Raw genomic sequence first — 13,950 nt, 5'->3', positions numbered from 1 at the left:
CATGCGCTTCAGGCCAGGCTGGGGCTCAGAACGGGTAGTTCTTGTAGTTCGACTTGTCGACGTCGATCCAGGCTTCGCCGACGACGATAATGCCCTTGCCCGGCCCCTTCTTGACCTTAACCTTGTGATAGCCGGGCACGCCCAGATCCATGCCGTCGGTGATCTGCTGGCCGTCGAGCAGCATCTTGGCCACCTTGTTCATGACAACGCCGGCTTCCTGCGGATCCCAGAAGCCGATGCCCTGGATGGCGCCGGATTCGAGGTATTTGCCGGAATCCTTGGGCAGGCCGAGGCCGATCACGCAAATCTTGCCTTGCAGGCCGGCTTCTTCGATTGCGCGGCCGATGCCCAGCACGTCGATGGCCGCACCGCCCTGGAAGCCCTTGATATCGGGGTGTTTGCGCAGAATTTCCTTGGCTTTTTCGTAGGCCTTGTTGGCATCGTTGAATGATTCGTTCTTGGCATCGACAAGTACCATTTTGGGGTATTTCTTGGCGTTTTCGGCGCCGCCGTCAGCCCATTGCACGTGCGTCAGGCTGCCCAGCGAACCCACAAACGAAGTCCATTTGCCGGCCCCGCCCATGCATTTGGCCAGCCGCTCATTGAAGCGCGCGCCGAACGCCTTGTTGTCGAAGGCTTCGATATCCACATGCGTGTTTTTCGCATTGTCCGCTTCATGCGTCACGACCTTGATACCGCGGTCCATGGCGCGCTTGAGCACGCCTTCCAGCGTCGAAGGATCCATGGGGACGACAGTGATCGCGTCGACTTTTTTGGCGATCAGATCGTCGATGATCTTCGTCTGCAAGGCGGCATCAGCCTTGGGTGGCCCGTATTGCGCCGTAGTGACGCCCGGTGTTGAGGCGCCAAACGCCTTGACGCCGTCTTCCATACGGTTGAACCAGGTTTCGCCGGTAATTTTGACGACGGTGGCGATCGTTTTGTTGCCGCTTTGGTTGCCCTGTGCGCCGGCGATGCCTGCCGTACCGACTAGAGCCGCAGAGACGGCGCAGGCGATGGATGCTTTGACGATAGACATGGAATAACCTCCGTGGTGGTGACGAAGCGTTCCCTCTAGACGGTGCGGCCGGCGCGAGGGAGTGACGCCGAGCCGCTGGAACCAGGTCGGTTCCGGAAAAAAGTACGATAGTCGAAACGCGAAACGACGAGGAAAATGAGCAGCATCGTCCCCCAGGCGCAATCGCGGAAAAAGCTGGAAACATCGAGGAAGTTGAACATGCTGGCCAGCAGCTGGAGCGCTGTGGCTGAGAGCAGAACGCAGACCAGCCGTCCGTAGCCGCCTTCCGGGCGGACGCCGGCGGCGACGACGATCAGGATGGAAATCATCACGTAAGAGCTGCCGTAATCCCATTTCACGCTGGAAGTGCGCGCGGCGATGATGGCGCCCGCCAGCCCGGCCAGCAGTCCGCATAGGGTATAGGTCAGGAACAGCATCCGCCGCACGGGAATCCCGGCATAGCTTGCCGCTTTGGCGTTGCTGCCCAACAAGTACAGGCGGATGCCGAAAGGGGTACGCTTGAGCATCAGCGCGAGCGCGGCAGCGACGGCCAGAAATACGATGAAGCAGATAGGCAGTCCGGCCAGCGTCGAGTTGCCGAATGCATCGAGCGGCTCGATGTAGCCCAGGCGCAGCGCGGAACCGTTGGTCAGCACGACGGCGATCCCGGTAAAAAACATTTGCGTGCCGAGGGTGGCGAGAATGGGCGTCAGATGCCCCCAGGCAATCAGAACACCGTTCAGCATGCCGCCGATGCCGCCGGCGAGCAGGGCAAGCGCAATGAAACTTCCCGTGTACAGCAAGGGGGCATCGTCGGCCGCAATGAAATGAGAGGCTATCAGCCCGGCCAAGACCCCCGACAGATTGGCCAGTGCGATGCCCGACAGGTCGATGCCGCCGTTTCCGGAAACCATCGCCAGCATGACGCCCAGCGCCAGCAGTCCCAGTTCCGGCAACTGCGCCGCCATCGATTGGAGGTTGTAGGCGCCGATAAAATCGGTGCCCGCCAGGGCGACGGCCAGCATGAAGCCGAGGAGGTTGGTCAGTGCCAGAAAGACAAACTGGCGGTCGGCCAGAAATCCGGCGGTCAGATTGCGTGCAGCGCTGTGTCGGCCATTGCCGGTATTGTTGCTGGCGGCGCTGTCTGCTGTTTTGGTTTTTCTTTCCATGCCCTGATTGATGAACCCGTGGTGCGTCTGGGCGGAAACGCCTCAGATCGAAAAGCAATATACGTCGAGTCCGGCTCGCAATTCAACCGTTCGTCGCACGTTTTACGGGAAATCGGCAAAAACTCCCCTCAATGGCCGTTGCCGTTTTTCTTTGATGTAGCCTGTTGTGGCGCGCTTCCGGTGTCCGCAGCGTATGAGAAAATAGCCCTGAACTTTTAAGATTTTTTGGAAAAACGGATCATGACTCTGCAAAAAACGCCCTGCCTGATGGTGCAAGGCTGTACTTCGGACGCTGGAAAATCGGTTCTGGGGGCGGCGCTATGCCGCGTGCTGGCGCGTCGAGGCGTGCGCGTTGCGCCGTTCAAGCCGCAAAATATGGCGCTGAATTCGGCCGTAACCGTCGATGGCGGCGAAATCGGCCGCGCCCAGGCGCTACAGGCGCTGGCGGCGCGGGTGCCGGCGCATATCGACTTCAACCCGATACTGCTCAAGCCCTCAACCGACAAGCGCTCGCAGGTCATTATCCATGGCAAGACGCATGCCGATCTCAATGCCCGTGATTATCACGAATACAAGCCGCGGGCGATGCAGGCCGTGCTCGAATCATGGCAACGCCTGTGTGCGGCATACGATGCCATCATCGTCGAAGGCGCGGGGAGTCCGGCGGAAATCAACCTGCGCGCCCGCGATATTGCCAATATGGGCTTTGCCGAGGTCGTCGATTGCCCGGTCATCATCGTCGCCGACATCGATCGCGGCGGCGTTTTTGCCCACCTGACCGGCACTTACGAACTCCTTTCGCCAAGTGAGCAGGCGCGTGTCAAAGGTTTCGTCATCAACCGCTTCCGCGGTGATTTCAGCCTGCTGGAATCGGGGCTGACCTGGCTAGAACAGCGCACCGGCAAGCCGGTGATCGGTGTCCTGCCCTACCTGCACGGCCTGTATCTCGATGCCGAGGATGCGCTACCGCGTGGTAAGCTGGCCAAGACCGGCGCCAGACTCAAGGTCGTTGCGCCCGCTTATCCGCGTCTGTCGAACCACAACGATTTCGATCCGCTGCGTTTTCATCCGGAAGTCGATTTTACGGTTGTCGGGGCGCATGATGCGCCACCGCCTTGTGACCTGATCGTGCTGGGCGGTTCCAAAGCTGTGCAGGCGGACCTCGACTGGCTGCGCAGCATGGGCTGGGAAGAAGCGATCCGGCGGCATCTGCGCTATGGCGGCAAGCTGATCGGCATCTGCGGTGGCCTGCAAATGCTTGGCAAACAGCTCAATGACCCGTTGGGGTTGGAAGGGGCGCCTGGCAGCCAGCCCGGCCTGGGACTGCTCGATTATGAAACGACGCTGGCACCGGAAAAACATCTGGAGAATGTCAGCGGAACGCTGACGCTGAATGGAACGCTGAGCGCCCCGCCGTTACTGCGCGGCTACCGTATTCACATGGGCGTGACGCATGGGCCGGCGCTGGCGCGACCGGCGACCTGTCTGGAAGGGCTGCCGGAAGGCGCACTTTCAGCGGACGGTCAAGTGCTTGCCACCTATTGTCATGGCCTCTTTGATTCGCCGGATGCGCTCAATGCGCTGATTGCCTGGGCCGGCCACACACCGGAAGCGCGGTTCGATCCGGCCGAGCGGCGCGAACGCGATCTGGACCGGTTGGCCGACGCCGTTGAGCAGCATCTGGATTTGCATCGCCTTGCCGAATGCATTCCGGCTTTTGCACTTCCCGCGTGCGTTGCCGATACTAAATGAACTGAATTAATCCGTATTCATTCGCGCAGCATCAATACCGAATACCGGTGAGTTACAGGGAATTGCCCTAATGCCGGGCAGATAATAACCAAGCGCTCAATAGCAATGATATACAACATATTAAAAGGCTGAATGGATCGTTATATTGCATTCGATTGTTTTTTCGCCCAGTTAATTTATAATGCCTCCCACAAATAGGGTGGGGCGTTGATGGTTGGTGGACGCCGGACTTTTTATTTTAACTGGAGGAAGCAATGACTATTAGCTACAAGGAAGCGCTCGAAAATCTGAAAAAGGCTCAGTTCGAAGTGGAACAGGCTCGCCTGGCCGAACTTAGCCTGGTCATAAAAGGAATCAAGGAAAAAATTGCTGAATATCATTTGACGGCCGAAGACCTTGGCCTCAAATCGGGCGCAAAAAAAGGAGCTGCCAAAAAAGGCGAAGCGAAATACGCCAACCCGACGAATAGCGCCCAAACCTGGAGCGGCAAGGGACGTAAGCCCGCGTGGGTAGAGGAATACCTCGCACGCGGAGGCAATATTAACAGTCTGTTAATTCAGAGATAATGCAAGCCCTATAGAAACTGTAACCTGCATATAGCAAAAGCGCCATATCATATATGGCGCTTTTTATTTGTACGGCAACTATGACGTTACATTGAAACTTTATATCGCCATTAGATGGGAGCTAAACCTTGCCGATTATTTATGGAAAAGATTGGGTATGGCGCAAAAGATTTTAGTATCTGCGCATTGATCCTGAGGGTTCTGCGACGGTATATCATACCGACAGTAATGCGGAAGTAAAAACCAGCTTGCTGTATGTAAGGCCATACCCTGTTGATACCTGGCATGCCCAATTGATCCATCCTTCGATTCTTGCCACGTACTGTTTTGCAAGCTATGAGTGCATTTGAGTCGTTAGGATGCGTATCAATCGTCAGCCAAAGAAATAGCGGCTAAAAATAAAACTGCCCGGAAAACCGGGCAGTTCAGAAATGTAACTATTTAAACTAATTAAATAGTTAACCCAAAGAATTTAGGTCAAAACGACAATCAACCGTAGTTGATCGGGTGGCTGCTCAGCCAGTGGCGGTCGCGCGTGTGGCCGATGCGCTTGCCGGCTTCACGGGCCATGGCAGAAGTCAGCGGACGGGTTTTCCAGGCAAAGCTGACGCCAAACGCCAGGGCGGCGCCTAAAATGCCGCCTGCGACGACGCCGCGTACCGGCTTGCGATCGTCGGCCAATGCGCCCAGTACGGCGCCTGTCAGCACGCCGAAGCTGGCGGCCTGCCACGACTGTTCGGCGGCGACGGCCAGAATGTTCGAAGTATCCTCGGTGGCGAGCACGGCTTTACGCGCTTCCCGCGCGCCTTCCAGCCCGGACGAAACCAGCTCTTTGCCGTATTCGTACTGGGAACGGACTTTTTTCTTGCCGTGATCGAAGTTTGATTTGAGGCGTTCCGTACCCTGTTCGAGGCTCGATTTAACCTGCTCAAGATTTGCTTTGACGTGTTCGCTGATGCTCATTTTCTGCTCCTGATCGATAAAGCCGAAACTCGACGATAACGCCCGCCCGGCAAGGGATGGCTTCTGGCGCAGCAGTGTGCCGGACTGCCGACGGCTAGTGTATCACCTCATCGATTCGCTATGGTGCCTCATGTGCATTGCCGATGGGATTTCGTGCATCTTTGAGCACGAGCGGCAGACCTGCGGCGACGAGGGTGACCCGATCGCAGACGGCGGCGATCCGCTGATTCAGTCGCCCCTGCTCGTCGGCAAACAGGCGCGACACCGGGTCCATCGGCACGATCCCGCTCCCGACCTCGTTGGAAACCAGAATGATCCGGCCCGGCAAGTGTTGCAGGCCTTCGGCCAGCGCCTGGGTTTCCCGCAGAAATAGCGGGCAATTGATCGCCTGGCCGGCCTCCGCCTGTTTGGCCGCTTCCCCGGCGAAGAGGAGGTTGGACAGCCACAGCGTCAGGCAATCGACAAGCAGGCAAGTATTCGGCGCAGCGTTGCGTGACAACGCCGCGTATAGGTCAAGCGGCGCTTCGACCAGCCCCCATTGTGCCGGCCGGCGCGCCTGATGCGCGGTAACCCGGCGCGCCATTTCATGATCGAGTACCTGCGCCGTGGCGACATAGACGACATGCAGACCGCTTGCCTGCGCCTGTTTTTCTGCATACGCGCTTTTACCGGAGCGTGCGCCGCCAATAATCAGTTCTTTCATGCCGCGAGATTAACATGGAACACTGCGTCTATAATGGCGTCGTTCGTGTTTCATGGCCTCTACTGCCCTATCCGCCGGACCTGGCGGGCTGGTCTGGAGCACATAGAACGATGCCGGCATGGAAGCCGCGAACGCCCGGCAGAACGGCGCATGCTGCGCGGCCACGCGGCCACGTCCACACCTCGGTTCACTTGGCTAATCGACAAGACAACAAGACAAGACATGATGCATTTTTCCATCCCTCCGGTTGATTTTTCGCTGGCGCAGGCCTTGCAAGAGAAGATCGACAACAAGACCAAACCCGTCGGTTCGCTGGGTAGGCTCGAAGAAATTGCCGTGCGGATCGGCTGCATCCAGCACACATTGTCGCCGCAGTTGCGCGATCCGCATATGCTGATTTTTGCCGGCGATCACGGTGCCGCGCACGCCGGTATTTCGGCCTATCCGCAGGATGTGAGCTGGCAGATGCTGGAGAATTACTTAAAAGGCGGCGCAGCGGCCAATGTGTTTTCGCGGCTCAACGGAATGACCATGCTGGCGATCGATGCGGGGGTCGCGCATGACTTCGGTCCGCGCGAGGGGCTGATCGACGCTAAAATCGACCCGGCCGGCACGCGCAATTACCTGGAAGAACCGGCCATGACGCGGGCGCAATGCCTGGCGGCAATTGCCAAAGGGGCGGAAATTGCCCGTGCGGTGGCCGATCGGGGCTGCAATATTATGGGGGTGGGGGAGAAAGGCATCGGCAATACCGGCTCGGCATCGCTGATTACCCACCTGCTGACCGGCGCTTCGCTCGACGATTGCGTCGGGCGCGGTACCGGTCTCGACGATACCGCGCTGGCGCATAAGAAAGCATTGATGAAGCAGGCCATCCAGCGTGCCGGGCTGCCGGCCGATGCCGATGTGACGGAGATTCTGAGCGAGTTCGGCGGCTTTGAAATTGCCATGATGACCGGCGCCCTGCTGGCGGGCGCGGAACGCGGTATGGTGCTGCTCGCAGACGGTTTTATTGCCACCTCGGCCCTGCTGGCGGCGCATCGCATCGCGCCGGCGATTGGCGATTACTGCATTTTTTCGCATTGTTCCGCCGAGGCGGGGCATCGCGCACAGATTCGCTTTCTTGGCGGTAATCCGCTGCTCGACATCGGCATGCGTCTGGGCGAGGGAACGGGCGCCATGGTGGCGTTTCCGATTGTCCGGGCTGCCGTCGCTTTCCTGAACGAAATGGCCAGTTTCGCTTCTGCCGGCGTCAGCAAACACATCCGATAACTCCGCGATCGATGGCTTTGAGTTCCCGATTTGAGACCTTTATCGGCGCGCTTCGCTTTTTTACGCGCTTGCCGATCCCCGGACAGCTGGGCTATAGCAGCGTTGCGCTGGAAAAGGCCATTGTCTATTTTCCGCTCGCCGGCGTGCTGCTCGGTGCGATCTGCGCGGCGTTGTTCATGGTGTGCGCCCTATTCTGGCCGAAGTCGCTGGCCGTTCTTGTCGCCATGGCCGCCACCATCCGGCTGACCGGCGCGCTGCACGAGGACGGCTGGAGCGATGTGGCCGATGGCTTCGGCGGCGGTTGGGACAAGCAGCGTATTCTCGACATCATGCGCGATTCACGGCTGGGCAGCTTTGGCGCGGTCGCACTGACCATGCTGCTGCTGGCGCGTTATGTCACGTTGGTTGAAATCGAAACCGCCTGGCTGCCTTTTGCATTGATTGCCGGCCATGCCTTTTCCCGTTTGTGTGCGACGGGCATCATGGTTTCTATGGAATACGCGCGCACCGACGGCAAGGGTAAACCCTTCAGCAATCACCTGAGTATCGGTGAACTGGCTTTTGTCGTGCTGACGGGCGTCGCGCCGCTGTTCTGTCTGCCGTGGCGACAGGCGGCATCCGCCGCCGTTCTGGCGTTACTGGCCACGCTATGGCTGGCGCGCCTGTTCAAGCGCAATATCGGCGGCTATACCGGTGACTGCCTTGGGGCAACACAGCAGTTTGCCGAGGTGGCCTTTTACGCGGGGCTGTTGTGCAGGTTTTCCTGATCCGCCATACACGTCCGCAGCTTGCCGCCGGCATTTGCTATGGCCAGCTTGACGTAGCGTGTGAAGATCCGCTGCCTGTTGCCCGCCAATTACGTGTGCAGATTCCTTGCGACACGCCGATTTTTTGCAGCCCGCTCAAGCGCGCCCGCGTGCTGGCCGAAGCGCTCGGCAAGCCCTATGGCGTGACGCCATGCATCGATGCGCGCCTCAGCGAAATCAGTTTCGGTGCCTGGGAAGGCAAGCCCTGGGAAGATATTGACCGGGCGGCGCTGGATATGTGGGCTGCCGACGTGCTTCATTTCGTGCCGCCCGGCGGGGAATCCGTCGCCCAACTGCGCGCCCGCGTCATTGCCTTTGCCGAAACACTGAGGCTGCCGCGCGTTGCCATCGTTGCCCACGCCGGCGTGATGAAAACGCTGTGCGGTTACTGGCAAAAGCTGCCCAGCGAGGCGTGGTCGCAGCTGGAGTTTTCCTTCGGCGGTTTGGTTGAGATTACGGTTTGAGACCGCGCGCACCGCGCCTGTTTTATCGCATTTACCTGACACCTGCCGGGAGTGCCTTTATCCACGGGCATCTCCGGGGTCGATCGCGTCTTCCTTTGCCAAGATACGGCGTTGCTGTATTGGCCTTGCCTTTTGGCAAAGTCGCGTCGCTATTTAAGCTTGCGGAGTCCCCTCTAAAATCCATAAAAATAGGGCAGAAAACATAAAATGCCCGGAGGCCCTTTAAACACAAGGGCTTCAGGGCATCAAAAAACATAAAACCTCTCAGCCATTCGGGCTGACCCCTTTACGGGCTGCTCCCTTTTAAAAGGGGGGCGAGCGGGCTGCCTTGTGAGCCTTTATCCACGCGCATCTCCGGGGTCGATCGCGTCTTCCTTGGCCAAGATACGGCGTTGCTGGCCTGGCCTCGCCGTTCTGTGTGTACTGTCAGCGGCTTGTCGCCTTGCCTTTTGGCAAAGTCGCGCCGCTATTGGGCGGTGTTGCAAAAGGGGTGCCCGGGAACCCGCGTCAACAGGGCATTCCAGAGGTGGTGCCCGGAAGTCCTTTATCTACGCGGGTTTCAGAGCATATGCCCGGAGATGCCCTATCCACACGGGGTTCAGAGGCGCCTTTAGGGAAGGCGTTCGGCAATGCCCGGCAGCGCTTTTTGTGTTTATCGCGAATTCACTTAACTTTTGCTACGGCGTTGCTGCGCCTTGCCGTACTCCTTGTACTGTTTGCAGCTTGCCACCTTGTATCGAAAATTAATTCAATCCGCTATAGGACGTCTGGACGCTTTTTCACCAGGCGGTGCGGATCATATCCAGCAGCAGGCTGCTTGTCGCAACCAACACCCATAAAATTCCGCCCAAGGCAATCGGGCGCCAGCCGGCTTGCCGGATGGCGGCGAACGAACTGGTCATGCCAACGGCGGCCATTGCCGCCGTCGTGCCGAAATGCGCCATCAGCTTGATCGTCCCCTGCCAGGATGGCGGGATTGCGCCGAATGAATTGAGCGCCGCCGCCAACAGGAAGAAGCCGAGGAACGGCGGCGCCAGCTTGTACCAGACGGGTCGGGCCGCTTGCTCTGCACCCGACGCTGAACGGTATCGCCGCCAGGATTCGAAGACGGCCAGCGGAATGATGGCCAGCGTTCGCGTCAGTTTGACGACGACAGCGTAAGATGCCGCCGCTGCGCCGTAGACCGTGGCGGCGGCAACGACCGAGGAGGTGTCATTGACGGCCGTGCCCGCCCAGAGGCCAAAGGCTTCCTGCGACAAGCCAAGCAGGTGGCCGAGCGGCGGAAAAAGCAGTGCGCCGAGCACGTTATAGATGACGATGACGGTAATCGAAAAGGCAATGGCCGAGCTCGATGCGCCGATAACGGCGCTCATCGTGGCAATGGCGGAGGCGCCGCAGATTGCCGTGCCGTAGGTGACGAGCACGCGCATCTGACGTTCTACGCGCAACATGCGGCCGAGCAGGGCGCCGCCGCCAATCGCGATTGCCAGCGTGCCGATCATCACCGGCAGGCCGTCGCTGCCGATCTGGGCAACCTGACCCAGCGACATCCCTGCGCCGAGCAGGACGATGGCGCTTTGCAGGACTTTCCTGGAACAAAAAGCCAGCCCGCTTTTCCATTCCGGGCGCAAGCCGAATAGTTGCCCGACAAGCAGGCCAAGCAGAATGCCGATGACGGGCGCGCCGAGAACCGGAACCCATGTGCCCAGTTGCCAGGCGATCAGCCCCAGTCCCAGCGGAAAGGCGAATCCCTGCCAGACGCGCTTTCCGGGAAAACCGTCAGCAGGCGGGCGTTGCGGCGGGAGAGATGGGGGCGGCGTGCGCATGTTTTCAGATGTCAGTTCGGTGGCTGATCGAGCGCGGCGATGGCGTGTATGCGCGCAGCGGCAATCCGCTCGGGGATTTTGCGCGGGTCGGTGCAAGCACGGGCGATGCCCGCCGCATCGACGGACAAGGCGGCGGCCAGCGCACGCGGAAAGTAATCCGCGTCGGGAATCGTTTTGTCTTCCCAGCCGAGACGGCCGTGGAAATCGCAATCGCAGGCTTGCAGGATCTGCGTAAAACGCTGCGGGCGGCGCAAGGCATCGCAGCTTTGCAGCAGTTTAAGTACCGTGGCGGGACGAAGCTGCCTGCCGCGCCGGATGTCGCCGTGGTAGCGGGCGACCAGCAGCGCCAGATCGCGTGACTCGGCCGGCGCCTTGAGGCGGGCGCAAAGCGTTTCGGCAAGGCGGGCGCTGCGCCCTTCGTGTCCGGGATGGCGCGGCAGATCGGCTGCGGGCGTTGTTCCTTTGCCCAAGTCATGCAGCAAGACGGCAAAGCGCACCGGCAAAGCGTAGCCTCTGGCGGCCGCGTAATCGAGCGCCAGGGCGACGTGGATGCCGGTATCGACTTCCGGGTGATAGTCGGCGCGCTGCGGCACGCCGAATAGCCGGTCGACTTCGGGCAGCAGTCTGGCCAGCGCCCCGCATTCACGCAATACGCAGATCATGCGCGAGGGCTTGGCTTCCATCAGGCCGCGCGCCAGCTCTTGCCAGACGCGCTCGGGAACGAGGTGATCGACCTCCCCTTCATCGACCATGCGGCGCGCCAGCGCCAAGGTTTCAGGCGCAATCGTGAAGTCGGCGAAACGGGCGGCAAAACGCGCCAGCCGTAAGATGCGCACCGGATCTTCGGCGAACGCCGGACTGACATGACGCAGGATACGGGCGCGCAAATCCGCTACGCCGCCGAAGGGGTCGATCAGTACGCCGTCAATCGTGCCGTCGAGCGTTCTGGCAATGGCGTTGATCGTCAGGTCGCGGCGTGCCAGGTCGTCTTCCAGGCGAACGTCGGGCGAGGTGTGAAAGACAAATCCCGTGTAACCGCGCCCGCTTTTTCGCTCGGTGCGCGCCAGCGCGTATTCTTCGTGCGTTTGGGGATGCAGGAAAACGGGAAAATCGCGGCCGACCGGCTGGTAGCCCTGCGCCCGCATGATTTCCGGCGTTGCGCCGACGACGACGTAGTCGCGGTCTTTGACCGGCAGGCCGAGCAGTTCATCGCGGACGGCACCGCCAACCAGATAGATTTGCATGATTCGTCCCGACGCTCGCGACTATCCGGCGAATACGGCTTGGGCCAGTGCCGCCGCGCTGTGCGCCGGCGCGGATCGGGGAGATGGGCGGGTTGGGTGAATGAACATAGGTGGCTGAGCCCGCGTGCCTAGGGCAGGTCGGGATTGACCGGATCGGTACGCGGACCGACGGTGCCCAGCCGTTGCGTCAGCGTTTGCGCGCTCTGACCAAACAGCAAGGCGTAATACGCCGTATTGCTCATGACCTTTTTGACGTAGTCGCGGGTTTCGCTGAAGGGAATGGTTTCGGCGTAAATCGCGCCTTCCAGCGGAGCTGCGGCACGCCAGCGGCGCGCCCGCCGCGGCCCGGCGTTATAGGCGGCGGAAGCGAGCACCGGATGATTGTCGAGATCTTCAAGCACCATGCGCATATAGCTGGTGCCGAGCAGCAGGTTGGTGTTGGTATCGGTCACCATGTCGGGGCTGTAGTCGGTCAGCCCGATTTTTTTCGCCACCCAACGCGCTGTCGCCGGCATCAACTGCATCAGTCCGGAGGCGCCGGCCGAAGAGCGCGCGTCAGTGACGAAGCGGCTTTCCTGACGCATCAGTCCATATACCCAGGCATCGTCGAGCATCTGCTCCTGGGCGGCGGGGCGGACCTGTTCGAGGAAAGGCGCAAGGTAGCGCAGCGCGTAGTCGTGTTCTCCTTTTGTCCGGTCGGCGGCGGCAATCGCCCGGTCGAATACCTGGGTTCGCCGCGCCAGTTCTGCGGCAGCCAGCAGGCCGCGATCGTCCAGCCCGCGCAGGCCCCAGTTGAATTCGCGCACGCCTTCTAGGCGCAGACCGGCGCGCAGTAGCGCCAGCCCGCGGCGGAGGCCGGATATCCCGGCCACCCGGTCGATCTCTTCATTTGTGACCGGCGTTGCCCTGGGCGGCATATCAATGCGGCGGCCGAGCGCTTCGTCCGCCAGATTGCCGTAGAAGTTGGGTTGTCCGGAAATCATGGCGTACAGCCCTTGGGCGGTTTCGGCCTTACCCGTCGCCGTATAGGCGCGGCCAAGCCAGTAGATCCAGGTCGGTTGCGCCGCCAGTTCGGGCGGCAGCGCTTCGATCGCGGTACGCACGCTTTCCCAGTCCTGCGCACGCAGGGCAGCGCGGGCTTTCCACTGGCTCACTTCGTCGGAAAGTGCAGCCTGGCCTGTCTGGCGGAACCACAATACGGCTTCCGGCAGATGCTGCTGCGCCGCTTTCCAGCCGATCTGCCCCCATGCCCAGCTTCTTGCTTCGGCGGGCAGTTTCGCTTCGATGCGTTCCATCTGCGTTGCCGCCGCGGCCGGGTCTGTGCGCGCGATGCGGCCGACGGCCAGCGCCGCCAGCTCCTGATATCTCCGCTCGGAGAGTGTGCTGGCAGGCAACTTGACGAGCCACTTCACGGGCGATTTGTTAAATGCCTGCATCGTTTTGGCGTCCGGCATCTGGCTTTCGGGCAGATAGTTCATGGTGTAGCGCGCGCCGCTCAGCCGGTTGGTTTCAAACTGACGGCGGATGCGCGCCCAGACATCGTCGATCTGCACGCGCTTATTGATGATCAGCGCCTCTAGTACGGGATAGCAGGCATCCGGCGTATCGACGAGCTTGAGCCACAAAGGCATCGCTTCATCGAGCGCCGCGACCTCGCTCCGCGCCAGCCGCCGTTGCAGCGCGTAGCAGGTGATTTCCTGGTCCGTTTGTTGCAAGCCCGGATAGTCGGCGTCAAACACCTCCCATCGCGCTTCCTTGCCCATCGCGCGCAGCCAGTCGCCACGCAGTTTGTCGGCAATGTAGCTGCCGTTGTTGCGTTGCAGAAAGTCGCGTATTTGCGCCGGATCGACGTCTTTCAGCCCGGGCTGAAAGCGCCAGTAGTCGAGATAGACGGAGAGTTCGTCCCCCTGAAATCCGGGCGCAAGGCGCTCAAGCGCATCCTGATCGCCCGCTTTGGCGGCATCGCGTGCAGCCAGCAAGATTTCGGGGGCAACGTCGGCTATCGCGGAAAAAGGCGAAAACAGGCAGACACAGGCAAAAACGAGAGCAGGCAGTGATTTCATGGTAGGCTGGACAGGCAAGTGCATCAGGCAAGACAAAGAGAGGGTGAAGTTTAAATCGCCTCGGCAAACGTCAGGAAAAACGGCAAGGCGATGAAACAGCCGCA

General features: G+C 60.3%; 12 protein-coding genes. 5 read left to right on the top strand and 7 right to left on the bottom strand.

The annotated features are described in order from the left end of the window. Nucleotides 1-25: 25 nt before the first annotated feature. Both ABCS64_RS11335 and ABCS64_RS11330 read right to left on the bottom strand, forming a co-directional pair. Nucleotides 26-1,039: a substrate-binding domain-containing protein gene (locus tag ABCS64_RS11335; RefSeq protein WP_418892005.1), complete on the bottom strand. Its 1,014-nt coding sequence runs from the start codon at nt 1,037-1,039 to the stop codon at nt 26-28. A 35-nt stretch (nt 1,040-1,074) separates the two neighbouring features. Then, nucleotides 1,075-2,187 (bottom strand): ABC transporter permease, encoded by a 1,113-nt coding sequence (locus ABCS64_RS11330; RefSeq protein WP_418892004.1) that lies wholly within the window; start codon nt 2,185-2,187, stop codon nt 1,075-1,077. A gap of 240 nt (nt 2,188-2,427) precedes the next feature. On the opposite strand from ABCS64_RS11330, the gene ABCS64_RS11325 reads away from it, so the two are divergent. Both ABCS64_RS11325 and ABCS64_RS11320 read left to right on the top strand, forming a co-directional pair. Next, nucleotides 2,428-3,939, top strand: coding sequence for a cobyric acid synthase (locus ABCS64_RS11325; RefSeq protein ID WP_418892003.1), 1,512 nt, complete (start codon nt 2,428-2,430; stop codon nt 3,937-3,939). A gap of 254 nt (nt 3,940-4,193) precedes the next feature. Beyond that, complete coding sequence (locus ABCS64_RS11320; protein ID WP_418892002.1) at nt 4,194-4,505, top strand: H-NS histone family protein; 312 nt, start codon at nt 4,194-4,196, stop codon at nt 4,503-4,505. Nucleotides 4,506-4,994: 489 nt separating this feature from the next. Here the strand turns inward: ABCS64_RS11320 and ABCS64_RS11315 are convergent, their stop codons facing one another. After that, nucleotides 4,995-5,468 carry a hypothetical protein gene (locus tag ABCS64_RS11315; protein WP_418892001.1) on the bottom strand — a complete coding sequence of 158 codons (474 nt, stop codon included), beginning with the start codon at nt 5,466-5,468 and terminating at the stop codon, nt 4,995-4,997. Between the two features lie 118 nt (nt 5,469-5,586). Further along, nucleotides 5,587-6,171, bottom strand: a complete 585-nt coding sequence (gene cobU, locus ABCS64_RS11310) for a bifunctional adenosylcobinamide kinase/adenosylcobinamide-phosphate guanylyltransferase (RefSeq protein WP_418892000.1) — start codon at nt 6,169-6,171, stop codon at nt 5,587-5,589. Between the two features lie 225 nt (nt 6,172-6,396). On the opposite strand from cobU, the gene cobT reads away from it, so the two are divergent. Genes cobT through cobC form a run of 3 tightly spaced genes read left to right on the top strand, consistent with a single transcriptional unit; the run spans nt 6,397 to nt 8,713 of the window. Then, a complete protein-coding gene (gene cobT / locus ABCS64_RS11305) occupies nt 6,397-7,443 on the top strand; it encodes a nicotinate-nucleotide--dimethylbenzimidazole phosphoribosyltransferase (RefSeq protein ID WP_418892217.1) in 1,047 nt (348 codons plus the stop codon). 17 nt (nt 7,444-7,460) lie between these two features. Beyond that, nucleotides 7,461-8,210 (top strand): adenosylcobinamide-GDP ribazoletransferase, encoded by a 750-nt coding sequence (locus ABCS64_RS11300; protein WP_418891999.1) that lies wholly within the window; start codon nt 7,461-7,463, stop codon nt 8,208-8,210. After that, nucleotides 8,195-8,713, top strand: a complete 519-nt coding sequence (gene cobC / locus ABCS64_RS11295) for an alpha-ribazole phosphatase family protein (RefSeq protein WP_418891998.1) — start codon at nt 8,195-8,197, stop codon at nt 8,711-8,713. Before ABCS64_RS11300 ends, cobC begins: the two co-directional genes overlap by 16 nt. A 779-nt stretch (nt 8,714-9,492) precedes the next feature. Here cobC and ABCS64_RS11290 read toward each other — a convergent pair. The 3 genes from ABCS64_RS11290 to ABCS64_RS11280 form a co-directional block, all read right to left on the bottom strand. After that, nucleotides 9,493-10,539 carry a YeiH family protein gene (locus ABCS64_RS11290; protein WP_418891997.1) on the bottom strand — a complete coding sequence of 349 codons (1,047 nt, stop codon included), beginning with the start codon at nt 10,537-10,539 and terminating at the stop codon, nt 9,493-9,495. A gap of 11 nt (nt 10,540-10,550) precedes the next feature. Continuing rightward, nucleotides 10,551-11,783 (bottom strand): multifunctional CCA addition/repair protein, encoded by a 1,233-nt coding sequence (locus ABCS64_RS11285; RefSeq protein ID WP_418891996.1) that lies wholly within the window; start codon nt 11,781-11,783, stop codon nt 10,551-10,553. Between the two features lie 128 nt (nt 11,784-11,911). Then, a complete protein-coding gene (locus ABCS64_RS11280; protein ID WP_418891995.1) occupies nt 11,912-13,846 on the bottom strand; it encodes a lytic transglycosylase domain-containing protein in 1,935 nt (644 codons plus the stop codon). Between the last annotated feature and the right edge of the window lie 104 nt (nt 13,847-13,950).

Source organism: Dentiradicibacter hellwigii (assembly GCF_041770905.1).
Taxonomy (GTDB): Bacteria; Pseudomonadota; Gammaproteobacteria; order Burkholderiales; family Rhodocyclaceae; genus Propionivibrio; species Propionivibrio hellwigii.
The sequence above is the reverse complement of the archived record's forward strand: the minus strand, read 5'-3'. Positions and strand labels throughout refer to the sequence as shown.